The following is a 24,922-nucleotide window of genomic DNA, read 5'->3' as shown; positions in this document are numbered from 1 at the left end:
GCGCTATTCGAATTCGTTGCCGCGCAACTACCGCATTCGCGGGCGAAACGGAAGCTGTCAGACGCTTTGACCCGAGACCCTATGAACGACGGACCTCCGCCCTTCTGGCGGCCGGACATCCATGCGGACCGGCGGCACGCCCTGCTGGCGCGCGGGCGCATCAAGAGCGCGCTCAGGCGCTGGTTCGAGGCGCGCGACTTCGTCGAGGTCGAGGCGGCGATCCTGCAGCGCTCGCCCGGCAACGAGACGCATCTGCACGGCTTCGCGACGGTCTTGATCGACGATACCGGCGCAAGCCACCCCTATTACCTGCACACCTCGCCCGAATTCGCCGCCAAGAAGCTGCTGGCGGCGGGCGAGCGGCGGATCTTCGATTTCGCCCGCGTCTTCCGCAACCGCGAGCGCACGGCGCTGCACCACCCGGAATTCACGATGCTGGAATGGTATCGGGCTGGCGAAGATTACGAGACGCTGATGATCGACAGCGCCGCGCTGCTGGCCGAGGCCGCGCGGGCGGCAGGCGCTACATTGCTGCAATGGCGCGGCATGGAGGCTGATCCCTTTGCCGAGCCTGAGCGCCTGACGCTGCACGACGCCTTCGCGCGCCATGCCGGCATCGACCTGCTGGCGACGATCGGGCCGGATGGCGCGACTGACCGCAGCGCCTTGGCCAAGGCGGCCATCGCGGCCGGCATCAGGCTGGTCGCGGATGACAGCTGGTCCGACATCTTCAGCCGCGTCCTGTCCGAGCGGATCGAGCCGAATCTCGGTCAAGGCCGCGCCACGATCCTGTGCGAATATCCGATCTCCGAGGCGGCGCTGGCGCGGCCCAAGCCCGGCGATGGCAGGGTGGCCGAGCGCTTCGAGTTCTATGCCTGCGGCGTCGAGCTCGCCAACGCCTTCGGTGAACTTACCGATCCGGCCGAGCAGCGCCGGCGCTTCGAGGCCGATATGGACGAGAAGGCGCGCATCTATGGTGAGCGCTACCCAATCGACGAGGATTTCCTGGCCGCGCTCGCTGGGATGCCGCAGGCTTCGGGCATCGCGCTCGGCTTCGACCGGCTGGTGATGCTCTGCACCGGCGCGCGGCGGATCGAGGATGTGCTCTGGACGCCGGTGGCGGAACCGGGCAGGAGGCAGGCATGAACGCCCATACGCCCATGCGGAGCATCGATGCGCTGATCGCGCAGGGGCTCGTCGCGTCCGAAAAGCGTGACGCGCTCGATGCTGTCGCCCGGCGCTACGCCGTCTCCGTGACGCCGGCCATGGCGGCCTTGATCGACCCCGCCGACCCTGCCGACCCGATCGCGCGGCAATTCGTGCCCGCCGCGGCCGAACTCGTCACCCTGCCGCAGGAACTCGCCGATCCGATCGGCGACGAGGCGCATTCGCCGGTCGAGGGCGTGGTGCATCGCTATCCCGACCGTGCCTTGCTCAAGCTCGTCCATGCCTGTCCGGTTTATTGCCGCTTCTGCTTCCGTCGCGAAATGGTCGGCCCCGGCGGCGATGCGCTGACCGGCGAGAAGCTCGACGCGGCGCTGGCCTATCTCGCCTCCCGGTCCGAGATCTGGGAGGTCATCATGACGGGTGGCGACCCGCTGATCCTCTCCGCCAGGCGTGTTCGCGAGATCGCGGCGCGGCTCGCCGGGATCGCGCATATCAAGGTCGCGCGCTGGCATACGCGCGTGCCCATGGTTCAGCCCGAGCGCGTCACGGCAGACTATGCCCGCGCGCTTCGTATACCCGGCAAGGCGAGCTACATCGCGATCCATGCCAACCACCCGCGCGAATTCACTGATGCCGCCCACGCTGCGCTTGCCCGCCTCGCTGATGCCGGCCATGTGCTGATCAGCCAGAGCGTGCTGCTCAAGGGCGTCAACGCCGATGTCGAGACGCTGTCGGCCCTGATGCGCGCCTTCGTCGAGAACCGGGTGAAGCCCTACTACCTGCACCATCCCGATCTCGCGCCCGGCACCTCACAGTTCCGGCTCTCGCTGGAAGAGGGGCAGGCGCTGGTCAAAAGCCTGAGAGGCCATCTTTCAGGGCTGTGCCAGCCGACCTATATCCTCGATATCCCGGGTGGGGCGGGCAAGATTCCGGTCGGCCCCGCCTTTCTCTCGGGCTGCGAGACACCCGGTGGCGTGATGCTGGCGGAGGATCGCCACGGCGAGCGGCATCGCTATCCGCCGGATTGAAGGCGGAAGGTCAAGCGCCGGATGCTTTCCGGGCGTGATGCTGGTAGACTAAGTCCACTGGACCAAACCGGGAAGCTATCATGGAAACGGTGAATATCCACGAGGCCAAGACCCATCTCTCGCGTCTGGTCGAGCGGGTCTCGAAGGGCGAAAGCGTCGTCATTGCCAAGGCAGGAAAGCCGATGGTGAAGCTTGTGCCGCTCGATGACGGAGAATCGCGACCGTTGCGTCGTATCGGGTTCATGGATGGGGAAATCCAGGTGCCGGATGATTTCGACACGATGGGCGCCGACGTCATTCTGGACATGTTCGAAGGCCGTTCGTGAGGCTATTACTGGATACGCACCTTCTGCTCTGGACGGCCGGCAAATCTCGGATGCTGTCGAGAGAGGCGGTCGAACTGATTGCCGCTCCCGAGAACGAGATCAACTACAGCGTCGTTGGCCTTTGGGAGGTCGCTATCAAGAATGGATTGGGGCGAAGCGACTTTTCGGTCGATCTGGCCTTGCTGCGCCGTCGCCTCCTCGATAACGGCTACCGCGAGATACCGGTCACCGGCGAACATGCACTGGCGACCGAAAGGCTCCCGGCGCTCCATAGAGACCCCTTCGACCGTCTCCTGGTTGCCCAGGCGACCGTCGAGGGGATGATATTGCTAACGGCCGATGCGACGCTGGCCAGCTATGGCCGGGCGGTGCGCCGGGTCTGACGGAGGTTCATGATGCAAGAGAAGATGCCCATCGCGATCGTCTCGGACGTCGTTTGCCCCTGGTGCTTCGTCGGCAAGGCGCGGCTGGAAAAGGCGCTTGAAGCGCATGGCCTGACCGACCGTGTCGCCATCACCTGGCTGCCCTATGAGCTGAACCCGGATATGCCGGTGGAAGGGATGGACCGTACGGCCTATCTCGACGCCAAGTTCGGCCCCGGCAAGCGCAAGGAGATCGAGGTCAGGCTCTCGGAGGCGGCGCTCGAAAGCGGCATCACCTTCAACTGGGCCAAGGTTACCAGGAGCGTGAACACCCGCATGGCGCATATGTTGATCGCCGCCGCTTCCACCGTGCAGCGCGGCAGCGACATGACGGCGGCGCTGTTCAAGGCCTATTTCCAGGAGGGCCGCGACATCGGCAATCTGGAGACGCTGGTCGAGATCGCAGTCGAGCAGGGTTTTGACGAGCAGGCCGCCCGCGACGAGCTCGCCAATGACGAATTGCGCGAGACCATCATCGGGCTGGAGGCCCATGCCCAGAAGGTCGGCGTCACCGGCGTGCCCTTCTTCATCATCGACGGCAAGCTCGCGGTCTCCGGCGCGCAGACCGCCGATGTCTGGGCGCAGGTGTTCCAGCAGGTGATGCGCGACGCGGCTTGAGCGCGAGCATGGCGACCGCGCGCTATCTGAGTCATCCGCAAGTCCAGATCGACCCTGCGGTCCCTGTGCCCGATTGGGGCTTGTCGCCGGTTGGCCTGGCGCGAACGCAGGCCTTCGCGGGCGCGCCGCTGCTCCGCGCCACGCGTCGGATCGTCTCGTCCGCCGAACGCAAGGCGATCGAGACTGCGGAATGCATTGCCTCAGCGCTCGGCATTACCGTCGAAACTCGGCACGCCATGCATGAGAACGACCGCTCGGCGACCGGCTATCTGCCGCCTCCCGCCTTCGAGGCGATGGCCGATGCGTTCTTCGCTTCGCCGACGCTCAGCATTCGCGGCTGGGAGCGCGCACTCGATGCGCAGGCGCGGATCCTGCGCGAGGTCGAGGCCGCGCTGGCCGAACCGGGCGAGGGTGATATCCTGTTCGTCGGGCATGGCGGCGTCGGCACATTGCTGCTCTGCCATCTCGGGGCTGAGCCGATAGCGCGCAAACGCGATCAACCTGGCGGCGGCGGCAATCTCTTCGCATTCGACGCCGCGACACGAATCGTGCACCACGCTTGGCGCGCGATGGAGGAGGTGGCTGGCCAATGACGCAGAAGATCAACGATATCCGCGACCGCATGATCGTCGCGCTCGATGTGCCGACGATCTGGGACGCCTATCGCATCGTCTCGCAGCTCGGCGACGAGGCGAGCTTCTACAAGATCGGTTACGCATTGGCCTTCGCCGGCGGCCTGCAGCTCACGCAGCAGCTGGTGGCCGAGGGCAAGAAGGTCTTTCTCGACCTGAAGCTGCACGACATCGGCAATACGGTGACGGAAGGCGTGCAGTCGCTGAGCAATCTCGGCGTCGATTTCCTCACCGTGCACGCTTATCCCCAGACCATGCGCGGCGCGGTCGAGGGGCGGGCGGAGGCTGCGTTGAAGCTTCTCGCGGTCACGGCCCTGACTTCCTATGACGATGGTGACCTGCGCGACGCCGGCTACGGGCTCGCCGTGCGCGATCTCGTGCGCCTGCGCGCCGAGCAGGCCCGCACCACCGGCATCGACGGCATCGTCTGTTCTGCGGCCGAGACCGAGATCGTGCGCGATGTCGTCGGCGCGGACATGCTGATCGTGACGCCAGGCATCCGCCCTGCCGGGAGCGCCGCAGGCGACCAGAAACGGACGCTGACGCCGGGCGAAGCGATCCGCGCCGGCGTCGACCACCTTGTCATCGGGCGTCCCATCATTCGCGCGGCAGACCCGCGTGGAGCGGCCGCCGCGATCATGGACGAGATCGCCGCAGCCTCATAAGCTCGCGCTCCAACCGAACCACCCAGAGACGGATACGGAAATGCCTAAGGGATATGTCGTGGCGCGCGCCAAGGTTATCGACGCGACCAAATGGGCGGCCTATGCCGCCAAGGCTTCCGAAGCGATCAAACAATATGGCGGCACGCCGCTTGTGCGCGGCGGCCAGATGACGGTGGCCGAGGGCGAGGGCCGGGCCCGCAATGTCGTGCTCGAATTCGCCGATTTCGCCTCGGCCAAGGCCTATGCCAACTCGCCGGAATATGCCGAGGCGCGCAAGCTGCGCGAAGGCGCCGGCGAAATCGACATCGTCGTGGTCGAGGGGGTCTGAAGCCATGGCGAAGGGCTATTGGATCGCGCGGCTCGATGTCGAGAACACCGCCGCCTATGACAGCTACCGCGCGCTGAACGCGATCGCCTTCGCCAAATACGGCGCGAAGTTTCTGGTGCGCGGCGGTGATTACAAGCTCGCCCGCGGCGAGGGGCGCAAACACAATGTCATCCTTGAGTTCAAGGACGAGGCGACGGCGCGCGCCTGCTACGATTCGCCGGAATACCAGGAGGCGGTGAAGTACCTCGCCCAGGCCGGAAAGGCTGACCTCGTCATCATCGGCGGCTATGACGGCGCCCAGCCGGGCGACTAGCTGCCGAGTCCGTCAGTCAACGCGCCGTCATCCCGGGTCTCCCTTCGTTCGCCCGGGATGACGGCGCGCGTGAATTTGGGGAGGCGTCAAGGGCTCATGCGGTCGTTCGAACAAGATACCCTTACCGCCATCGGCGTCATCAGTGGCACCTCGATGGACGGTATAGACGTGTCGATCGTCACCAGCGACGGCCAGGACACGCCGCGCTTCGGTGCCGGCGCCTCTTATCCCTATCGCGACAGCACACGGCGTGAATTGCAGGCACTGGTCGCTGAGGCCGAGCGCGCGCTGACCGAGCCGCTTGTCGAACTCGAGGCGGCGGTGACCGCCGACCATCTCGCCGCGGTCCAGCGTTTCATCGCCGAGCAGAAGCTCGATCCCGCCGCGATCGATCTCGTCGGCCTGCATGGCCAGACCGTCTATCACCGGCCCGAACAGCGCTTCACCCGCCAGCTCATCGATGGGCCGGCTGTGGCGCAGGCGCTCGGCATCGCCACCGTTGATCGCTTCCGCCATGCCGATGTCGCGGCCGGCGGCGAGGGCGCGCCCTTCGCGCCGCTCTATCACAGGGCGCTGGCGCAGGCGCTGGAGCAGCCCGTCATGGTCTTGAACCTCGGCGGCGTCGGCAACGTCACCTATATCGACGGCGAGACCGTGATCGCCTTCGACACCGGCCCGGCGAGCGCGATCCTCGACGATTTCGTGCTGCGCCGGCAGGGCCGCAGCTATGATGCCGACGGCGCGCTCGCAGCGAGCGGGCAGGTGCGGCAGGATTTGGTCGCAGGCTTCATGCAGAACCCTTATTTCGACCGTCCCGCGCCGAAATCGCTCGATCGCAATGATTTCCACCGCCGTGCCCAGGTGGTCGAGACGTTGCCGGATGCCGATGGCGCCGCGACGCTCGCCGCCTTCACAATCGAGAGCGTCGTCGCCTCGCTGCGCCATGTGCCTGATGTGCCCAAGCGCTGGCTCGTCACCGGCGGCGGGCGGCTGAACCGGCATTTCATGGCGCGGCTCGCGAGCCGCCTCGGCGTTCCCGTCGCGCCTGTCGAGGCGGCGGGCTGGGACGGCGATGCGCTGGAAGCCCAGACCTTCGCCTATCTCGCGATCCGCTCGGTCAAGGGGCTGCCGCTCAGCCTGCCCGGCACGACCGGCGTGCCGCAGCCGTTGACGGGTGGGCGCTTGAACCGCGTCGGCTGACCGCAAGATCAAGGAGCATCGCAGTGAGCCTGGGCGGGATAGGTAACCTCGATTACACCGTCATCCTGTGCAGCAGAATGGCGGAAACGCGCGCGTTTTACCGCGATATCATGCAGTTTCCGATCGAGGTCGACCTTGAGAACTGGGTCAGCTTTCGCGTCGGCGCAGCGCTGCTCGCCTTGCGGCCGCGCGGCGTGTGGAGCGTCTGCGACGACGGCAAAACGCTGCCGGGATCGGCGGCGGTCCAGCTTGCCTTTCGCGTGGCGCCTCCTGTGGTCGATGCCTGCCATGCGGAACTGGTCGCCAAGGGCGTGCCGATCCTCAGGGAGCCGACCGATCTGCCCAACTGGCGTCACCGCACGCTGTTCTTTCGCGATCCCGAGGACAACATCATCGAGATCTACGCCGAGTATTGAGCCGCCGAGGGAGAGAGCGTCAGCCCCGAAACGCCCCGCCGCCATCGACGTCGAGCACCGTGCCGCTGACATAACCGCAGGCCGGCGAGGCCAGGAAGGCGGCGGCGTTGGCGATCTCCTCGGGTTCGATCAATCGGTCCAATGGCAGGTTCGTCAGCATCTCCTCCCAGCGCGCCTCGTCGCCGAGCGAAGCCGCAGCGCGACTCTTGCTGAGCGAGATGATCCGGTCGGTGCGGGTCTGCGAGGGGTTGATGCCGAAGACGCGCACGCCCCAATCAACCGATTTTCCGCCGACCGCGCTGGTGAAGGCCATCAACGCGGCGTTGCCTGTGCCGCCGCAGACATAATCGTAGCGCGGGCTGCGCCCGGCCCCGCCGATGATGTTGACGATGATGCCGGCCTTCCGCTCCTTCATCCCCGCCAGATAGAGCTTGGTCAGATGGATATAGCCCATCACCTTCAGCGCCCAGGCCTGCTCCCAGCGTTCCATGGAAAGGTCGAGCAGCCCGCCGCCGGGGATCGCGCCGGCATTGTTCACGAGGATGTCGATATCGGGGTAGCTGGCTGCGATACGTTCGCGCTCGGCCGCGACCGAGAGATCGGCGGCGCAACTCGCGACGCGGTTGGCTTCGCCCAGCGCCGCCGCCGTGGCCGCGAGGCGCTCAGTGTCGCGCGCGACGAGGACGACGGAGCAGCCCTCCGCCAGGAAGGTTTTTGCGCAGGCTGCGCCGATGCCTTTCGAGCCGCCAGTGATCAGGACGCGGCGGCCGGTCAGTTTCAGATCCATGCGATTGATCCTTGTTGCGATGGCGCGGGCTCTATTCCCCCGTGAAGGCCGGTTCGCGCTTCTCCTTGAAGGCGCGCTGGCCCTCGCGATAATCGGCGCTGCTGAAGCAGGTCGCGATGGAGGCCTCGACTCTGGCGATGTCCCGCTCGCTCTCGGGGCGGGTGAGTTCGCTCAGCGCATGTTTGAGCGCTCGCAAGGTCAGCGGCGCATTGCCGGCGATCCGCGCGAGGTAGTCGCAAGCCTCCTTCTCGAAGCTGTCGGCGCCCCAGAGCGCGGTGACGACGCCCAGGCGCAGCGCTTCCTCGCCAGCGATGATGCGGGCGCTGAGCAGGAGGTCGGAAGCGGGGCCGAAGCCGAGCTTGGCCACCAGCATGCGCACGCCCTCATAGGCATAGCCGAGGCCGAGCCGCGCGGCGGGAATGCGGAAGCGCGAATCGGCCCGCGCCAATCTGAGGTCGCAGCTCATCGCCAATCCGAAGCCGCCGCCGAAGCAGATCCCGCGAATGAGCGCGATCGTCGGCTTGGCGGCATGGACCAGCGCGGCGCAGCCTTGCAGATAGGCCTCGTCATAGGCCCGGGTTTCGGTGGCGCTGTCGCGCTTCTCGCCGAATTGCGAGATGTCGGCGCCGGCGCAGAAGGCACGCCCGCCCTCACCTGCGACGACGATGGCGCGGACCTCGCGGTCGGCCTCCGCGCGGGCGACGAGGCCCGGCAGGCTCGCCCACATCTCATAGCTCATCGCGTTCATCTTCTGCGGCTGGTCGAGCACCAGCCGGGCGATGCCGTTCTCCGTTTCGTAGCGAACCGTGCCCATCTTGCCTTGCAATGCTCCGTGACTTCGATCGCTAGGCGTAGCGCGGCCATGCGATGCCGGTGGCAGAGTAGCCGAGTTCTTTCGGAATGCTCTAGGAATGCTGCCTGCGCGCGCACGCCAGATGAGCGCTCGTCCGTCGAGAACCGGAGAGACCAGCATGCAACCCTCGCAAGCCAGCCACAGCATTGGCGACGCGACGTTGTCGGCAACCATCAAGCCAGACGGCGCCGAATTGATCAGTCTGCGGGGCGCGGAGGAGGGCGAGCTCCTCTGGCAGGCCGGGCCGCAATGGCCGCGCCACGCTCCGGTGCTGTTCCCGATCGTCGGGCGGCTGGCGGAAGGTCGGCTGCGGCATCAGGGTCGCGACTATCACCTGACCCAGCACGGCTTTGCGCGTGACAGCCTGTTCGACTGGGTCGAGCAGAGCGAGGCGCGTGCGGTGCTGCGACTGACCGAGAACGCACAGACGCAAGCCGTCTATCCATTCCGCTTCATCCTCGAATTGACCTACGCCATCACCGACGGCGCATTGAGCGTGACGACGCGCGTGACCAATCCGGGCGATGTCGTGCTGCCCTGCAGCGTCGGCGCGCATCCCGCCTTCAACTGGCCGCTCATGCCCGGCGTTCCCAAGGAGCGCCATGTGCTGGAATTCGAGGCGCCGGAGGAGGGGAGCGCCGTTCTGCTGACCGACGGATTGCTCGACGCGCGGGTGGCGTTGCCCCTGCAAGGCCGTGTCCTGCCATTGTCGTCGGAGCTGTTCGCGAAGGACGCGCTGATCCTGCCTTCACTCGCCAGCCGCTCCGTCCGCTTCATCGCTCGGGACGAGGCCGGGCGCACGGCGCGGGCCATCAAGGTCTCGTGGGAAGGCTATCGCGATCTCGGCATCTGGTCGAAGCCCGATGGTGCGCCGTTCCTGTGCATCGAGCCCTGGTTCGGCATGGCGAGCCCGCTGGGCTGGGATGGCGAGTTCACGGAGAAGCCGGGCATCCTGCTGCTGGCGCCCGGCGAAAGCCGGGCGATGAGCTGGAGCGTCAAGGTTGAGGCGTGAGGCCGGGGAGCCCTCTGGAGTCTCGCTATTATTGTTTTAACGCGTTTTCGAGCGAGCCGGTGTCCACTTCGCTCGGAAACGCTCTAAGCCCTCGACCTGATCAGTGACATACCGGTTCGCCGGGATGTCCGCAGTTCGGCCGCTTCTGCTGCTGCGGCGCCGGGCGTGGACGGGCGGCTTGTTGGGCCGCCTGCCGGGCGCGTTGCTGGGTGGCCTGCTGCTGCGCTTGAGCCGCTTGCTGCTGCCGTTGCTGGGCTGCTTGTTGGGCGTGCTGCTGAGCTGCGGCCTGGGCCGCCTGCTGCTGGCGCTGCTGTTGCTGCGCAGCTTGTTGGGCGCGCTGCTGAGCCGCGGCCTGGGCCGCCTGCTGCTGGCGCTGCTGTTGTTGTGCAGCCTGCTGGGCACGTTGTTGAGCCGCAGCCTGGGCCGCTTGCTGCTGACGCTGCTGTTGAGAGACTTGCTGGGCGCGTTGCTGCGCGGCGGCTTGAGCCGCCTGCTGCTGTTGAGCAGCTTGTTGGGCGCGTTGCTGGGCGGCCTGTTGTTGGCGCTGAGCTGTAGCATCGTTCGTCACAGCCTGAGGAGGCGAGGCGGGCGATGGCGACGGGCGGGTGATGGTGGCGGGGGCGGCCGGCTGTGTCGCTTGTCCAGCTGGGTGAGGCGCCTGTGGATTCGCCTGGGCAGGAGCGGCGACGCTGGGCGCCGGCTGGGCGCCGCGAACCGGGGCGTTTGGCGTCTGCGCCACGCCAGGAATCTGCGGCGGTGCGGTGCGGCCAGCGCTGGCAGGAGCATTCGGCGTGGGCAGCGGCCGTGCTCCCGGAGCGGCGGGCGAGATTGCCTGTGGGTTGGCCTGAGCGGGAGCGGTGGCGTTGGGCGCCGGCTGGGTGCCGCGCGCCGGGACGGCCGGCGTCTGCGCCACGCCCGGGATCTGCGGCGACGTGTTGTGGCCGGCGGCGGCAGGCGCATTCGGCGTGGGTAGTGGCTGCGCACCCGGTGCGGCGGGCAGGGCCGGCGCTTGGCCCGGGCGCAGCGGCTGCGGATGAGCGCCGGGAAGCGGCTGCGCTTGCGGCTGTAGATTGGCGGCCGGGGCAGGCGCGGCCTGAGCGGGCATCTGCGGGCGAGCGCCGGGCTGGGTGTTGTTGGTGGGCGCAGCCGGGCTCGGCGCGGTAGCTTGGGGGGCGGCGGCGATGGGCGGCTGGCCTGGAGCGTTGACGGGTCTTGCCCGCTGTCCTGCCGCGTGCAGCGCGGCTGCGGCTGGCAATGCGACGGCGGCGGCGGCGATCGCTGCGCTCGCGACCGGATGCTCCTGGATGAAATTGGACGGGCCGGTGCCGGGAGCCGGCGTCGGCGCGGCTGGCTGCGGCGGCAATAGATTGGCCGGGATGGGCGCAACCTGCTGGCCGGCCGGATTGGTGACGATTGCTGTCTGATTGGCCTGGTTGATCACCACCGTGTTGTGAATGTTGACATTGACGACATTGAGCGGCGGCGGAGCGACATAGGCCGGACGCTCGATCCAGGCCGCAACCGGATGATAGACCGGGATCGGCAGCACAAAGGCCACGACAGGCGGGGGCGGCGGCGGCAGGTCGATGAAATAGGCTGGCCGCGGCGGCAGGAAGAACACCGGCACCGGCGGCGGGGGCGGCAGATCATAGATCGGGTCCGCGAAATAGACGACCGGGCGCTCGACATAGACGACCTCCTCCGGTGGGGGCGGCGGCACGTCATAGGCGAGCATGGCGAAGGAGGCCGGCGGCTCCAGCACGGCCGCGAAATGGGCGAGGCGGCGGCGCGCATCATAGGCATGGGGGCCGCTCGGATAGCGCCGCAGATAGGACCAATAGGCATCGGGCGTGTCGGCGAAGGCGCTCTCGCGCCAGGTTGCGGCCTCGCGGCGCGCGGCGACGATGGCGCGCACGCGCTTGGCGAGCGGGTCGCTGGGATAGGCGGCAAGGAAATCGAGATAGCCGCGCATCGTGTCGCGCGTCAAAGCTGCCAGATAGGCGTCGCCGGCGTCGAAATCGCGGATCGGCCTGGAGCGCAATTCGGAGAAGCGGACGGCCTGCGCCTGCGGGGCGGCCTGGGTGCGTTCGAAGAACAGGAACGGCGCCTGCACACGCGAGACCTGCCAGGGCAGTTCGGCGCCATGCGTCAAGGCATCGACGCGCAGGCGGACGCGCTCGAACAGATCATCGAGCGGCAGGCCACCCTCCTTGATCATCTCCGAGAGGGCGCTCGCATAGGCGCCGTAGGATCCCTTGTTCTCGGGGCCGATCGTGCCAGGCGCGGCGTTGAAGGCGAGCAGGGTGCCTGGATCCGGCTGCATCAGGGCCAGGCCGCCGGCGAGAGGCTGCCCGGATCTGGCGAAGCCATTGGCATAGGCGGCGTCGAGCACGACGATGCGCGCCTTTAAGGGCAAAGCCGCCAGCGGCTTGGTCAGGTCGCTCAGCCGAACCGCTTCGAGCGGGACATCGGCATCGCGTGCGATCCGCGCATCGACCGGAACGAGATAGTTCTCACCCTCGAATTGCAGGGCATTGCCGGCGAAATAGACCAGCGCGACGGTGTCTGGCCCCGACGCGCTCGCCTTGTCCAAGAATTCGCGCAGCGAGGAGCGCAGCGTCGCGGTGTCGAGGTCGCGCGCCCCCACGACATCGAAGCCGGCGGCTTGCAAGGTCTGTGCGATCAGGCCGGCATCATTGGCGGGTGTCGCCAGCGGGCTCGCCTGATAGGCGCCGTTGCCGATGACCAGCGCGATCCGTTTTTCGAGCTGTTGGGCCTGGCCTGGACTGAAACCTACGGCGACGCAGAGCGCGACGACCACCAGACGAAGGAGATGGAGTCCAGGCATTGCGCCCTCCCGGCAAGGACAAGTCAGAGCGCTGCAGTGTCGGAGCAGCGCCATGAACCGGGATTGAATGAAGTGCGGCCAAATCCAGGCGAATATAGGGACGGGTTTGGGGCAGCAATCGGAAATTCGTAAGTGAATACGGCCGGTTCTACTGGGTTGATGGCCTGGTCAGTCTTGAGAAACCTCGGGCTTGCGCCTTTCCCATCTCTGGTTGAGGCGCAGCGCGACCAAGGTGCAGGCTGCGCCCGAGAGCAGATAGGCGCCCGCGGAAATCAGACCGAACTGGGTCGACAGCAAGAGCGCCGCGAGCGGGGCGAAGCCCGCACCGAAGAGCCAGGCGAGATCGGAGGTCAGCGCCGAGCCGGTATAGCGAAAGCCCGGGGAGAAGCTTGAGGCGACGGAGCCCGAGGACTGGCCGAAGGACAGGCCCAGCAGCACGAAGCCGACGATCATGAAGACCGTCTCGCCGACCACGCCGCCATCGAGCAATTGCGGCGCGAACCCGCTGAAGACAGCGATCGCCACCGCACAGCCGCCGAGCAGGGAACGCCGCCCGATCCGGTCCGCGATCAGGCCCGAGGCGACGATTGCCGCGATGCCGAAGACGGCGCCGACGGCTTCGATGAGCAGGAAGCGCGCCGGCCCCTCCTGCGTGAACAGGAAGACCCAGGACAGCGGGAAGACCGTGACCATGTGGAACATGGCGAAGCTCGCCAGTGGCGCGAAGGCGCCGATCAGGACGCTGCCGCCCTGGCTGCGCAGCGTGTCGCGAATGCGTGCGGGGTGGAGGTCGCGGTTCTCGAACAATTTTTGATAGTCCGGCGTGGCAACCATGCGCAGCCGGGCGAAGAGGGCCACGACATTGATCGCGAAGGCGACGAAGAACGGGTAGCGCCAGCCCCAGCTGAAGAAATCCTCGGCCGAGAGATTGCCGACGAAAAAGGCAAACAGCACGCTCGCCACGATGAGCCCGAGCGGCGCGCCGAGCTGCGGGATCATCGCATACCAGCCGCGATATTTGTCGGGGGCATTGAGGGCGAGCAGCGAGGCGAGCCCATCCCAGGTGCCGCCGAGCGCGATGCCCTGGCCGATGCGCGCGAGCGCCAGAAGCCAGATCGAGGCCGCGCCAATTTGCTCGTAGCCCGGCAGGAAGGCGATGGCCACGGTCGAGGTGCCGAGCATGAACAGCGCGATCGTCAGCTTGGCGCTTTTGCCATAGGCACGGTCGACCGCCATGAAGATGACGGTGCCGAACGGGCGCGCCACGAACGCCAGGGCGAAGATGGCGAAGGAATACAGCGTGCCGGTCAGCGGATCCAAATAGGGGAAGACAAGCTTGGGGAACACGATCACCGATGCGATCGCGTAGACGAAGAAATCGAAGAACTCGGAGGTCCGGCCGATGACGACGCCGATCGCGATCTCGCCCGGGTTGATCTCACCGTGGCGCGCGTTGACGATCCTGGCGTCGCGTTCCGCTGTCGTTGGTGTCGTTGACATGTGCGCCCGAGCTCGCATCGTTTGGCGATCCGCCGACCCGTAGCCTGACGGCAGTCCGCTTTTCACTCATGCTCTTCTGACTGATGACAGGCTAGGCGAGGATTGGGCAAATTGTCCAATGTTCCGCTTGACGCTCAGCCGTTAGCGCTCATCCTGACAGATCAATGCTGACAGGTTGGTGCCGTGAGCCGTTTCCGGATCATCGCCGTACTGCCGCTGCTCGCGCTATTGGGCGGCTGCAATTTCGTCGTGCTCGCTCCGGCGGGGGATGTGGCTGCGCAGCAGCGCGACCTCGTCGTCATCTCGACCATCCTGATGCTGCTGATCATCATACCGGTGATGGCGCTCACGGTGTTCTTCGCCTGGCGCTATCGGCACTCCAACAAGGAGGCGCGCTACGAGCCCGACTGGGATCACTCGACCGGGCTCGAGCTGGTGATCTGGTCGGCACCGTTGCTGATCATCATCTGCCTGGGCGCACTGACCTGGATGGGCACCCATCTGCTCGATCCATACAGGCAGATCGGGCGCATCGCGGCAGGCCGTCCCGTCCCGCAGGCGGCCAAGCCGCTTGAGGTGAACGTCGTCGCGCTCGACTGGAAATGGCTGTTCATCTACCCGGAATACGGGATCGCGACCGTCAACGAGCTCGCAGCCCCGGTCGACCGGCCGATCAGCTTCCGCATCACCTCCTCCTCGGTGATGAACTCCTTCTACATTCCCGCGCTCGCCGGCCAGATCTATGCGATGGCCGGCATGCAGACGCGATTGCATGGGGTGATCAACCGACCCGGGCGCTATCAGGGCTTCTCGGCGAATTATAGCGGCGCCGGCTTCTCCGGCATGCGCTTCGGCTTTCACGGGCTGACTAATGCCGATTTCGACAGCTGGATCGCGCAGGCGAAGGCGGCCGGCGGGGCGCTCGATCGCGCCAGTTATCTGCAGCTGGAGCGGCCGAGCGAGAACGATCCGGTGCGCCGTTATGCGAATGTCGATCCGAAGCTCTTCAACGCCATCCTCAACATGTGCGTCGAGCCCGGCAAGATGTGCATGAACGAGATGGCGGCCGTCGACGCCAGGGGCGGGCTCGGCCTGGCCGGCATCGCCAATACGCTGCCGCTCTCCTATGACAAATATGCCCGCCGGGGCGCGGTCTTCGGTGCCGATCCGAGCTATGTGCTCAGCGTCTGCACCACCGAGGAGGCCGAGGCGATGCAAGCCCGGGCGCCGGCGACATCGGCTCCGCCCAAAGCGAGCGCGATCCGCGGCGCTGGCCTGCCCCTGCCCAATCTCTCGCTCCGTCGCCTGGACTCGCTGCTGTTTTCCGGCCCGGGCCGCCCATCCAATTCCTGAAGCGAGATAGTCCGGTGCCTGACGTTTCCGCTCTCCTCAAGATGATCTTCGGCCGGTTGACGCTGGAGTCGTTCCCGTTGCACGAGCCGATCCTGCTCGTGACCTTCGCCGCGGTGGTGCTGGGCGGCATCGTCGTTGTCGGCGCGCTGACCTATTTCCGTGTCTGGGGCTATCTCTGGCGCGAATGGTTCACCAGCGTGGACCATAAGAAGATCGGCATCATGTACATGGTGCTCGGCCTCGTCATGCTCCTGCGCGGCTTCGCCGACGCGATCATGATGCGCCTGCAGCAGGCCATGGCCTTCAACGGCTCGGAAGGCTACCTCACCGCGCATCACTATGATCAGGTCTTCACCGCCCATGGCGTGATCATGATCTTCTTCGTGGCGATGCCGATGGTCACCGGGCTGATGAACTTCGTCGTGCCGTTGCAGATCGGTGCGCGCGACGTCTCCTTCCCTTTCCTGAACAATTTCAGCTTCTGGATGACGACGGCCGGCGCCGTCCTCGTCATGATGTCGCTCTTCGTCGGCGAATTCGCGCGCACCGGCTGGCTCGCCTATCCGCCGCTCTCGGGCATCGGCTACAGCCCCGATGTCGGGGTTGATTATTACATATGGGCGCTGCAGGTCGCCGGCATCGGCACGCTGCTGTCGGGCATCAACCTCGTCTGCACCATCGTGAAGATGCGGGCCCCGGGCATGACGATGATGAAGATGCCCGTCTTCACCTGGACGTCGCTATGCACCAACGTCCTGATCGTCGCTGCCTTCCCGGTGCTGACGGCGGTTCTCGCGCTGCTCTCGCTCGATCGCTATGTCGGCACCAACTTCTTCACGAACGACTTCGGCGGCAGTCCGATGATGTATGTGAACCTGATCTGGATCTGGGGCCATCCGGAGGTCTACATCCTGATCCTGCCGGCCTTCGGCATCTTCTCGGAGGTGACCTCGACCTTCTCGGGCAAGCGCCTCTTCGGCTACACCTCGATGGTCTACGCCACCGTCGTCATCACCATCCTGTCCTATCTGGTCTGGCTGCACCATTTCTTCACGATGGGCTCCGGGGCGAGCGTGAATTCCTTCTTCGGGATCACGACGATGATCATCTCGATCCCGACGGGGGCCAAGATCTTCAACTGGCTGTTCACGATGTATCGCGGCCGCATCCGCTTCGAACTGCCGATGATGTGGACGCTCGCCTTCATGCTGACCTTTACGGTCGGCGGCATGACGGGCGTGCTGCTGGCGGTGCCGCCGGCCGACTTCGTGCTGCATAACAGCCTGTTCCTGGTCGCCCATTTCCATAACGTCATTATCGGCGGCGTGTTGTTCGGGCTCTTCGCCGGCATCGTCTACTGGTGGCCCAAGGCCTTCGGCTTCAAGCTCGATCCGTTCTGGGGCAAGCTCTCCTTCTGGTTCTGGGTGGTGGGCTTCTGGTTCGCCTTCATGCCGCTCTACATCCTGGGCCTGATGGGGGTGACGCGCCGGATGCGCGTCTTCGACGACCCGTCCCTGCAGATCTGGTTCATCATCGCGGGCTTCGGCGCCTTCCTGATCCTGCTCGGCATCGTCTCCTTCCTCGTGCAGATCGGCGTCAGCATCCTCAGGCGCGACAAGCTGCGCGAAACGACCGGCGACCCCTGGGACGGCAGGACGCTGGAATGGGCGACCTCTTCGCCGCCGCCGGCCTATAATTTCGCTTTCACGCCGGTCATCCATGACAACGATGCCTGGGCGGACATGAAGCGCCGCGGCTATCAGCGCCCGCTCGACGGCTACAAGTCGATCCATATGCCGAGCAACACGCCGACCGGGATCATCCTCGCCGGCCTGAGCATGGCCGTCGCCTTCGGCATGATCTGGTACATGTGGTGGCTTGCCGCGCTCGGCTTCGTGGCGCTGCTCGTCGTGACGATCGCCCACACCTTCAACTACCACCGCGATTTCCACATTCCTGTCGAGGAGGTGGTGCGTACGGAAGCGGAACGTTCCCGCCTCCTGACCGGCGCGGGAGCCTGAGCCATGACGACAGCCGATATCGCCGCGCGGCACGACGCCGAGACTGTCACCGCCGAAACCATCTTCTACCTGAAGGACGAGCACGACCATCCCGAAGGCTCGAGCACCGCGCTCGGCTTCTGGATCTATCTGATGAGCGACTGCCTCATCTTCGCGGTGCTGTTTGCGATCTATGGGGTGCTCGGCGCGAACTATGCCGCAGGGCCCTCGCCCAAGGACCTGTTCGAGCTGCCGCTGGTCGCGCTGAACACGACGATGCTGCTGCTTTCATCGATCACCTATGGCTTCGCCATGCTGACCATGGAGAAGGGCCGCGTCGCCGCCACCCAGATCTGGCTGGCGGTCACCGGCCTGTTCGGCCTCGCCTTCCTCAGCATCGAGCTCTACGAGTTCCACCATCTGATCGAGATCGGCGCGACGCCGCAGCGCAGCGCCTTTCTGTCGGCGTTCTTCACCCTCGTCGGCACCCACGGCCTGCACGTGACCTTCGGCACGATCTGGCTGGTGACGCTGATGGTGCAGGTCGCCAAGCACGGGCTGATCGCGGCCAACCGCCGCCGCCTGATGTGCCTGAGCATGTTCTGGCACTTCCTTGATGTCGTCTGGATCGGCGTCTTCACCTTCGTCTATCTCACGGGAATGCTGCGATGAGCTCCGAAGCGCATGGTGATCACGGCGGTCATGGCGATCACGCCCAGGCGCATGGTTCGTTTCGCGGCTACCTGACCGGCTTCCTGCTCTCGGTCGTGCTGACCGCGATCCCGTTCTGGCTGGTCATGAACAACGTCCTGGACAACAAGCAGGCGACGGCGGTCGTCATCATGGCCTTCGCCGTGGTCCAGATCGTCGTGCATATGGTCTTCTTCCTGCACATGAACGGCCGCTCGGAAGGCGGCTGGACGATGCTGGCCCTGATCTTCACGATCATCCTCGTGGTCATCGCGCTCACCGGTTCGCTCTGGGTGATGTACCACCTCAACACCAACATGATGCCCGGCCACGACATGAGCCAGATGCCGTGACGCGCCCGGCCCGGCGGCAGGCAGTGCCTGCCACGCTGGACAAGCACGCGCGTGACGATGGCGAGGGGGCGGCGAGCGGGCGGGGCCGCGGGCCGCGCGCGATGGGCCTGCTCGTCCTTCTCGGTGCTCTCGCCCTCATCGGCATTCTGGGCTTCCTGGCGCTCGGTCTCTGGCAGGTTCAGCGCCTTGGCTGGAAGCAGGCGCTGATCGCCCGCGTCGAGAGCCGCATCCATGCTGCGCCGGCGCCCGCTCCCGGCCCGGCGGGCTGGGCGGCGGTCGCCGACGACGAATACAGGCGTGTACGGGTGAGCGGGCTTTTCCAGCAGGATCGCCAAACCTTCGTGCAGGCGGTGACGGAACGCGGCGGCGGCTACTGGCTCATGACGCCGCTGCGCAGCGATGCGGGCTTCACGGTGCTGGTCAATCGTGGCTTCGTCACGCCGGAGCAACGCAGTCAATTGAGCGGGCCGGCCTCCGCGTCGAGCGGTCAGGTCCCGACTGCGCAAGTCCCGACTGCGCAAGTCCCGACTGCGCAAGTCCCGGCCGCGCAAGTCACGGTCACGGGGCTCCTGCGCCCAAGCGAACCCGGAGGCGGCTTCCTGCGCCACAATGATCCCGCCGCCGATCGCTGGTATTCACGTGATATCGCCGCGATCGCCGCAGTGCGCGGTCTCGGCGAGCGCGGCTTTGGCGAGGTCGCGCCCTATTTCATCGACGCCGATGCGACGCAGGGTCCGGCGGGCTTCCCCGTCGGCGGGCTGACAGTGCTGCGCTTTGCGAATAATCATCTCGTCTACGCGCTGACTTGGTTCGCGCTGGCGCTCATGCTCGCCGCGGCGGCGGCCTTCGTCATTCGCGGCGAGTATCGATTGCGGCGTGCAGTGGAGAACGAGCATTAGCGTTCAGGACACCATAAGCCGGAAGAACCTGCTGCTTCTCGTCCAGCTGCGCTGGTTCGCCGTCGGCGGGCAGGTGCTGACCATGCTGGTCGTTCAGCTCTGGCTCGGCATCGCCTTGCCGGTGGCGCAGATGGCTGGCGTCATCCTGTTCCTGGTCGGCCTCAACGTCGTCAGCCTGCTGCGCTATCGGCAGAACACCGAGATCAACCATGGCGAGCTCGTCGCCGAGCTGCTGCTCGACGTCACCGCGCTGACGATCCAGCTCTATCTCAGCGGCGGAGCGAGCAACCCCTTCATCTCGCTCTATCTCTTGCAGATCGCGCTCGGCGCCGTGCTGCTCGAGGTCTGGGCGACCAGGCTCCTGGTCGTCGTCGCCAGTGGCTGCTTCATCGGGCTGATCTTCTCCTACCGGCCGCTCGTGCTGCCGCCGGAATTGGCTGGAGAGCTTCTGACGCTGCACATCCAGGGCATGTTCGTCTGCTTCGTGCTGGCGGCGAGCCTGCTCGTCTTCTTCATCGCGCGGATCAACCGGAATTTGCGCATTCGGGATGTTCACCTCGCCGATCTGCGCCAGCGCGCGGCCGAGGAAGACCATATCGTCAGAATGGGCCTGCTGGCCTCGGGGGCCGCCCATGAACTCGGCACGCCGCTGGCGACGCTCTCGGTCATCCTGAATGACTGGCAGCGCATGCCCGTCTTCAGGAGCGATCCCGATCTCGTCCAGGAGGCCGGCGAGATGCAGAGCCAGATCGACCGCTGCAAATCGATCGTCACCGGCATCCTGATGTCCTCCGGCGAGGCGCGGGGCGAGGGGCCGGTGAAGACCACCGTCAATGGTTTCGTCGATGGTCTGGTCGCGGAGTGGCGCTCGCATCGCTCGCCTATCGCGCTCGACTATGACAACCGCTTCAGCCCTGACGACAGCATCGTCTCCGATCCGGCCCTGAAGCAGGTCATCTTCAACGTCTTCGACAATGCGCTCGAGGCCTCGCCGCATTGGGTTGGGGTCACCGTCGGCCGGCAGGGCGACGAGCTGCTCATCGCGGTGGATGATGCCGGGCCGGGCTTTGAGCCGACGATCCTCGCCGAGCTCGGCCAGCCCTATCGCTCGACCAAGCAGCGCCCCGGCAGCGGGCTGGGGCTCTTTCTCGTCGTCAATGTGCTGCGCAAGCTCGGCGGCACGGTGACGGCGCGCAACCGCATCGGCCGCGGCGCCCATGTCACGCTGGCGCTGCCGCTGGCGAGCCTCTCTCCGGGAACGGCCGATGCAGCCTGAGCGCACGCTCCTGATCGTCGAGGACGATCCCTCCTTCGCGCGTGCCTTGCGGCGCTCCTTCGAACGGCGCGGCTACACGGTCTTGTCCTGCGATGGCGTCGCCGGCCTGCAGGAGCTGTTGGCGACCGCGTCCCCGGGCTATGCCGTCGTCGACCTCAAGCTCGTTGGCGGCTCCGGCCTGGAATGCATCAAGCTGCTGCACGGGCATGATCCGCTGATGAAGATCGTGGTGCTGACCGGCTTCGCCAGCATCGCCACGGCGGTCGAGGCGATCAAGCTTGGCGCCTGCCACTATCTCGCGAAGCCGTCCAATGGCGACGATATCGAGGCGGCCTTCGAGAAAACGACCGGCAATGCCGAGGTGCCGCTCTCGCAGCGGCCGACCTCGCTGAAGAACCTCGAATGGGAGCGCATTCACGAAACCCTGGTCGAGACGGATTTCAACATCTCCGAAACCGCCCGACGATTGGGAATGCATCGCCGCACGCTGGCGCGGAAGCTCGAAAAGCGCAGGGTGAACTGAGGCGCTGGCAGCGAAATCCTTTGCCTTTGCTGCCCCTTCTTCTTTTGCCGGGCGTCGTCGCCTCGCTTAGCTTTCCAGCATCCATTCATGGGCGGGGTCGTTGGCGAATTTCCAGACCCGCTTCGGCCCCGCCATGACGTTGAGATAATACAGCTCGTAGCCATGCGGCGCGGCGACCGGATGATACCCTCTGGGCACCAGCACGACATCGCCGTCTTCGGCCGCGAGCGTCTCGTCGAGCGAGCGGTCGTCGGTGTAGACGCGCTGGAGGGCGAAACCCTGCGGTGGCGAGAGGCGGTGGTAATAGGTCTCCTCCAGCAGCGATTCCCGCGGCAGCGCGTCCCGGTCGTGCTTGTGCGGCGGATAGCTCGACCAAGAGCCCGAGGGCGTGATCACCTCGACCACGAGCAGGCTTTCGGCAGGCTCGGTCTCCGGCAGGATGTTGCGGACATGGCGGGTGTTGGTGCCCTGGCCGCGCGTCAGGCAGCCGACATCCCGGGGTGCGATGACGCGTGGTTTGAGCCGCGGCTTGCCCGGGGCCGAGCACACCGCCACTTCGCAGGCGCCTTCAGCCGTGACGCTCCAGGAGGTTCCGGCCGGCACATAAAGCGACCAGGGGTCGGGTTCGAAGGGGGAATTGCGCCCGCCGATCGTGCCGAACTCCGTGCCGCCCGCGCTGGCCGCGACCTTGCCCGCGAGCAGGACGATGCAGATCTCGCGATCGCCCGTCTCCTTCGCCAGGCTCTGGCCGTCGGCGAGCTTGTAGACCTCGAAGCCGACATGGTCCCAGCCGGCCGATGCCGGCGTGACGTTGTGGATGCGGCCCTCGGTATCGGGGGCGGCGGGTTTGACGAGCAGTTTCGACATGATGTGCTCCGGCTCAGGCGAGCCCGGCCTCCTTCAGGCTCAGCCTCAGATGGGCGACGCCCCGCTTGGCATAGGTCAGGGGATGGGCCTTCTCAGGGTCTTGCTCGGCCTCGACCACGACCCAGCCGGAATAGCCGGGCAGGGCGCGGAAGACGGCGGGATAATTGACCATGCCGTCGCCAGGCACCGTGTAGACGCCGAGGTCGCTGCCCTGGCCGAGGACTGCATCGAGGAAGCTCCAGTCGCCGGCCCCGGCCTGCTCCATCACGCCTTTGCGCACATCCTTGGCATGGACATGGCTGATCCGGTCGCGATAGCGCGCGGCGAGCGCCGCAGGGTCGGCCCCGCCCCAGCTTGCATGGCCGGTGTCGAGCAGGAGATGCACGGCCTCGCCGGTTGCTGCCATGAAGGCGTCGATATCGGCCTCGCTTTCGACGATCGTGCCCATATGATGGTGGTAGACCAGCCGGACGCCCTCAGCGAGGGTGCGCTCGGCGACCTCGGTGATCCGCCGGCCGAACTCAGCCCAGTCGCCCGCTGCCAGCACCGGCCGCTGCGAGAGCGGCTTGCCGCGGTCGCCATGGATCGCGTTCGAGGTCTCGGCGAAGACCAGGACATTCGAGCCCATCGCCTTGAGCAGATCGAGATGCGGCCGCAGATGAGCCATCTCTTCATCGGCATCGCGCAGCAGCAATTCGGCAGAGTACCAGCCCGAGATGCAGGCCATGCCGAAGGGGGCGAGCGCGGCCTTGAGGGCTGCGGGTTCGCGCGGGAATTTATGGCCGAGTTCCATGCCCTCAAAACCGGCCTCGCGGGCCTCATCCAGGCAGGTCTCGAGCGAGGTCGCGCCGCCGATCTCCTGCAGGTCGTCATTCGACCAGCCGATGGGGTTGGCGCCGATGCGGATAGGCATGTCGTTGGTTCCGTAATCTGCGAGGTGATCAGAGAGAGGCACGGTTCCCGGTCATTGCTTCGCTTCACTCGCAATGACGATGGTATTCGATCATGGCCGCGCTTTGAGCGCGTCGTCATAGCGTTTGCGGGCTTGGGCTACCTCAGGCCGCGTCGAAATCTCGGGCACCGCGACATCCCACCAATGCCCGCCGGCATCGGTCGAGATCATCGGGTCGGTGTCGATCACGACGACGCTGGTGCGGTCATGTGCCCTGCTCTCGCGTAGCGCCTCATCGAGTTCGGCAAGGCTTGCCACTTTGCGCGAGACCGCACCGAGCGAGGCGGCGTGGGCAGTGAAATCGATCGCTGGCAGCGTCTCGTGGCGGCTGTCGGCCAGGAGATTGTTGAACGGAGCGCCGCCGGTCGCGTTCTGCAGCCGGTTGATGCAGCCAAACCCGCGATTATCGAGCACGACGATGGTGAGCTTCAGCCCCAGCATCACCGAGGTCGCGATCTCGGAGTTCATCATCAGATAGGAGCCGTCGCCGAGCATGACGACGACCTCGCGGGCGGGGTCGGCCATCTTGACGCCGAGCCCGCCAGCGATCTCGTAGCCCATGCAGGAATAGCCATATTCCATATGGTAGCCGCCGGGCGCGCCGGCCTGCCAGAGCTTGTGCAGCTCGCCCGGCAAGCCGCCGGCGGCACAGACGACAATATCGGAGGGCTTGCTCCAGCGCTGTACGGCGCCGAGGACCTGCGCATCGCTTGGGAGCGCTGCGTTGCCGGCGGCGGTGTAATGCGCGGCGGTTGTGAGCCAGTCGGTCTTCGCCGCCTTTGCCTGCGCCGTCCAGGCATCGGGGGCGCGGTGGCCTGCAAGTGTCGCACCGAGCTCGGCGAGCCCGGCGCGGGCATCGCAGACGAGCGGCTGGGCGCGCTGCTTGCCGGCGTCGAAGGCCTGCACGTTCAGCCCGATGATGCGACAAGCGGGGTTGGCGAAGAGCGACCAGGAGCCGGTGGTGAAGTCCTGCAGGCGCGTACCGATGGCGAGCACGACATCGGCCTCTCCCGCCATGGCATTGGCCGCCCCTGTCCCGGTGACACCGATCGCGCCGAGATTGAGCCGATGGTCGAAGGGCAGGGCGCTCTTGCCGGCCTGCGTCTCGGCGGCCGGCAGCCCATGCGCCTCGCAGAAGCGGGCGAGTTCGGCCTCCGCCTCGCCATAGAGCACGCCGCCACCGACCACGACGAAGGGCTTTTGAGCGGCCTTGAGCAGCGCGGCCGCTTCAGCCAGCTCGGCCTCGTCCGGCCGCTGGCGGCGCGGCGTCCAGATGCGCTCGGCGAAGAAGCTTTCGGGATAATCAAAGGCCTCGGCCTGGACATCCTGGCACAGGCAAAGCGTCACCGGGCCGCATTCGGCTGGATCGGTGAGAACCGCCATGGCGCGCTCGAAGGCCGGTATCAATTGCTCGGGCCGGGTCAATCGGTCGAAATAGCGCGAGACCGGCTTGAAGCAGTCATTGGCCGAGACGGTGCCGTCGCCGAAATCCTCGATCTGCTGCAGCACTGGGTCGGGCCGGCGCCCGGCGAAGACATCGCCCGGCAGGAGCAGCAGCGGCAGGCGGTTGACATGGGCGACCGCGGCGGCGGTGACCATATTGGTCGCGCCGGGGCCGATCGAGCTCGTGACCGCCATCATCCGGCGCCGCCGCGAGGCCTTGGCGAAGGCGATCGCGGCATGGGCCATCGCCTGTTCGTTATGGGCGCGGAAGGTCGGCAACGTGTCGCGCGCGCCATGGAGCGCCTCGCCGAGGCCCGCGACATTGCCGTGGCCGAAGATCGCCCAGACACCGGCGAAGAGCGGCAAGGTCTGCCCATTGATCACAGTCTTCTGCGCGGCGAGCGCCTTGACCAGCGCCTGCGCCATGGTGAGCCTGATCGTGGCCATCGGC

At 66.3% G+C, this 24,922-nt stretch carries 26 protein-coding genes; 19 read left to right on the top strand and 7 right to left on the bottom strand.

Annotation, left to right across the window (positions count from 1 at the left end):
* The first annotated feature begins 81 nt into the window (after positions 1-81).
* From epmA to RMR04_RS25230, 11 genes are all read left to right on the top strand, one after another.
* A complete protein-coding gene (epmA, locus tag RMR04_RS25280; RefSeq protein ID WP_311911226.1) occupies positions 82-1,146 on the top strand; it encodes an EF-P lysine aminoacylase EpmA in 1,065 nt (354 codons plus the stop codon).
* Positions 1,143-2,195 (top strand): lysine-2,3-aminomutase-like protein, encoded by a 1,053-nt coding sequence (locus RMR04_RS25275; RefSeq protein WP_311911225.1) that lies wholly within the window; start codon positions 1,143-1,145, stop codon positions 2,193-2,195. Before epmA ends, RMR04_RS25275 begins: the two co-directional genes overlap by 4 nt.
* Before the next feature lie 80 nt (positions 2,196-2,275).
* Positions 2,276-2,521, top strand: coding sequence for a type II toxin-antitoxin system Phd/YefM family antitoxin (locus RMR04_RS25270; protein ID WP_311911224.1), 246 nt, complete (start codon positions 2,276-2,278; stop codon positions 2,519-2,521).
* Positions 2,518-2,904, top strand: a complete 387-nt coding sequence (locus RMR04_RS25265; RefSeq protein ID WP_311911223.1) for a type II toxin-antitoxin system VapC family toxin — start codon at positions 2,518-2,520, stop codon at positions 2,902-2,904. The genes RMR04_RS25270 and RMR04_RS25265 overlap by 4 nt, the downstream gene beginning before the upstream one ends.
* Positions 2,905-2,916: 12 nt before the next feature.
* Positions 2,917-3,561 (top strand): DsbA family oxidoreductase, encoded by a 645-nt coding sequence (locus RMR04_RS25260; protein WP_311911222.1) that lies wholly within the window; start codon positions 2,917-2,919, stop codon positions 3,559-3,561.
* 8 nt (positions 3,562-3,569) lie between these two features.
* A complete protein-coding gene (locus tag RMR04_RS25255) occupies positions 3,570-4,154 on the top strand; it encodes a histidine phosphatase family protein (protein ID WP_311911221.1) in 585 nt (194 codons plus the stop codon).
* The gene (pyrF, locus tag RMR04_RS25250) at positions 4,151-4,858 is read left to right on the top strand and encodes an orotidine-5'-phosphate decarboxylase (RefSeq protein WP_310158575.1); all 708 of its coding nucleotides are present in this window, start codon (positions 4,151-4,153) and stop codon (positions 4,856-4,858) included. The genes RMR04_RS25255 and pyrF overlap by 4 nt, the downstream gene beginning before the upstream one ends.
* A 40-nt stretch (positions 4,859-4,898) precedes the next feature.
* Positions 4,899-5,186 carry a DUF1330 domain-containing protein gene (locus tag RMR04_RS25245; RefSeq protein WP_311911220.1) on the top strand — a complete coding sequence of 96 codons (288 nt, stop codon included), beginning with the start codon at positions 4,899-4,901 and terminating at the stop codon, positions 5,184-5,186.
* Positions 5,187-5,190: 4 nt separating this feature from the next.
* Positions 5,191-5,499: a DUF1330 domain-containing protein gene (locus tag RMR04_RS25240; protein WP_311911219.1), complete on the top strand. Its 309-nt coding sequence runs from the start codon at positions 5,191-5,193 to the stop codon at positions 5,497-5,499.
* A 96-nt stretch (positions 5,500-5,595) separates the two neighbouring features.
* Positions 5,596-6,699 carry an anhydro-N-acetylmuramic acid kinase gene (locus RMR04_RS25235; protein WP_311911218.1) on the top strand — a complete coding sequence of 368 codons (1,104 nt, stop codon included), beginning with the start codon at positions 5,596-5,598 and terminating at the stop codon, positions 6,697-6,699.
* 23 nt (positions 6,700-6,722) lie between these two features.
* Positions 6,723-7,115 (top strand): VOC family protein, encoded by a 393-nt coding sequence (locus RMR04_RS25230; RefSeq protein WP_311911217.1) that lies wholly within the window; start codon positions 6,723-6,725, stop codon positions 7,113-7,115.
* Positions 7,116-7,134: 19 nt separating this feature from the next.
* Here RMR04_RS25230 and RMR04_RS25225 read toward each other — a convergent pair whose 3' ends face one another.
* Positions 7,135-7,902, bottom strand: coding sequence for a short-chain dehydrogenase/reductase (locus tag RMR04_RS25225; RefSeq protein ID WP_311911216.1), 768 nt, complete (start codon positions 7,900-7,902; stop codon positions 7,135-7,137).
* A gap of 31 nt (positions 7,903-7,933) precedes the next feature.
* Positions 7,934-8,716, bottom strand: a complete 783-nt coding sequence (locus RMR04_RS25220; RefSeq protein WP_311911215.1) for an enoyl-CoA hydratase — start codon at positions 8,714-8,716, stop codon at positions 7,934-7,936.
* 157 nt (positions 8,717-8,873) lie between these two features.
* On the opposite strand from RMR04_RS25220, the gene RMR04_RS25215 reads away from it, so the two are divergent.
* Complete coding sequence (locus RMR04_RS25215) at positions 8,874-9,767, top strand: aldose 1-epimerase family protein (protein WP_311911214.1); 894 nt, start codon at positions 8,874-8,876, stop codon at positions 9,765-9,767.
* A gap of 100 nt (positions 9,768-9,867) precedes the next feature.
* Here RMR04_RS25215 and RMR04_RS25210 read toward each other — a convergent pair whose 3' ends face one another.
* Positions 9,868-12,615 (bottom strand): caspase family protein, encoded by a 2,748-nt coding sequence (locus RMR04_RS25210; RefSeq protein WP_311911213.1) that lies wholly within the window; start codon positions 12,613-12,615, stop codon positions 9,868-9,870.
* A gap of 168 nt (positions 12,616-12,783) precedes the next feature.
* Entirely contained in the window at positions 12,784-14,115 is a 1,332-nt protein-coding gene (locus RMR04_RS25205) for an MFS transporter (RefSeq protein ID WP_311911212.1), read from the bottom strand.
* Positions 14,116-14,298: 183 nt separating this feature from the next.
* On the opposite strand from RMR04_RS25205, the gene cyoA reads away from it, so the two are divergent.
* The 7 genes from cyoA to RMR04_RS25170 all read left to right on the top strand — a co-directional run bounded on the left by cyoA (position 14,299) and on the right by RMR04_RS25170 (position 21,209).
* Entirely contained in the window at positions 14,299-15,468 is a 1,170-nt protein-coding gene (cyoA, locus tag RMR04_RS25200) for a ubiquinol oxidase subunit II (protein WP_311911211.1), read from the top strand.
* Between the two features lie 41 nt (positions 15,469-15,509).
* On the top strand, positions 15,510-17,489 hold the full coding sequence (gene cyoB, locus RMR04_RS25195; RefSeq protein WP_410492288.1) for a cytochrome o ubiquinol oxidase subunit I: 1,980 nt from the start codon (positions 15,510-15,512) through the stop codon (positions 17,487-17,489).
* A 3-nt stretch (positions 17,490-17,492) separates the two neighbouring features.
* A complete protein-coding gene (cyoC, locus tag RMR04_RS25190) occupies positions 17,493-18,140 on the top strand; it encodes a cytochrome o ubiquinol oxidase subunit III (protein WP_311911209.1) in 648 nt (215 codons plus the stop codon).
* Positions 18,137-18,511 carry a cytochrome o ubiquinol oxidase subunit IV gene (cyoD, locus tag RMR04_RS25185; protein ID WP_311911208.1) on the top strand — a complete coding sequence of 125 codons (375 nt, stop codon included), beginning with the start codon at positions 18,137-18,139 and terminating at the stop codon, positions 18,509-18,511. The genes cyoC and cyoD overlap by 4 nt, the downstream gene beginning before the upstream one ends.
* A gap of 101 nt (positions 18,512-18,612) precedes the next feature.
* The gene (locus RMR04_RS25180; protein WP_311915940.1) at positions 18,613-19,410 is read left to right on the top strand and encodes an SURF1 family protein; all 798 of its coding nucleotides are present in this window, start codon (positions 18,613-18,615) and stop codon (positions 19,408-19,410) included.
* Positions 19,388-20,686: an ATP-binding protein gene (locus tag RMR04_RS25175; protein WP_311911207.1), complete on the top strand. Its 1,299-nt coding sequence runs from the start codon at positions 19,388-19,390 to the stop codon at positions 20,684-20,686. The genes RMR04_RS25180 and RMR04_RS25175 overlap by 23 nt, the downstream gene beginning before the upstream one ends.
* The gene (locus RMR04_RS25170) at positions 20,676-21,209 is read left to right on the top strand and encodes a response regulator transcription factor (RefSeq protein ID WP_311911206.1); all 534 of its coding nucleotides are present in this window, start codon (positions 20,676-20,678) and stop codon (positions 21,207-21,209) included. Before RMR04_RS25175 ends, RMR04_RS25170 begins: the two co-directional genes overlap by 11 nt.
* 66 nt (positions 21,210-21,275) lie before the next feature.
* Here RMR04_RS25170 and iolB read toward each other — a convergent pair whose 3' ends face one another.
* The 3 genes from iolB to iolD form a co-directional block, all read right to left on the bottom strand.
* The gene (gene iolB / locus RMR04_RS25165; RefSeq protein WP_311911205.1) at positions 21,276-22,076 is read right to left on the bottom strand and encodes a 5-deoxy-glucuronate isomerase; all 801 of its coding nucleotides are present in this window, start codon (positions 22,074-22,076) and stop codon (positions 21,276-21,278) included.
* 13 nt (positions 22,077-22,089) lie between these two features.
* Positions 22,090-22,989, bottom strand: coding sequence for a myo-inosose-2 dehydratase (iolE, locus tag RMR04_RS25160; protein ID WP_311911204.1), 900 nt, complete (start codon positions 22,987-22,989; stop codon positions 22,090-22,092).
* Between the two features lie 90 nt (positions 22,990-23,079).
* The gene (iolD, locus tag RMR04_RS25155; protein WP_311911203.1) at positions 23,080-24,918 is read right to left on the bottom strand and encodes a 3D-(3,5/4)-trihydroxycyclohexane-1,2-dione acylhydrolase (decyclizing); all 1,839 of its coding nucleotides are present in this window, start codon (positions 24,916-24,918) and stop codon (positions 23,080-23,082) included.
* Positions 24,919-24,922: the final 4 nt, after the last annotated feature.

The sequence above is a fragment of the Bosea sp. 685 genome (assembly GCF_031884435.1).
Lineage (GTDB): Bacteria > Pseudomonadota > Alphaproteobacteria > Rhizobiales > Beijerinckiaceae > Allobosea.
This window is presented reverse-complemented; position numbering and strand designations above follow the sequence as displayed.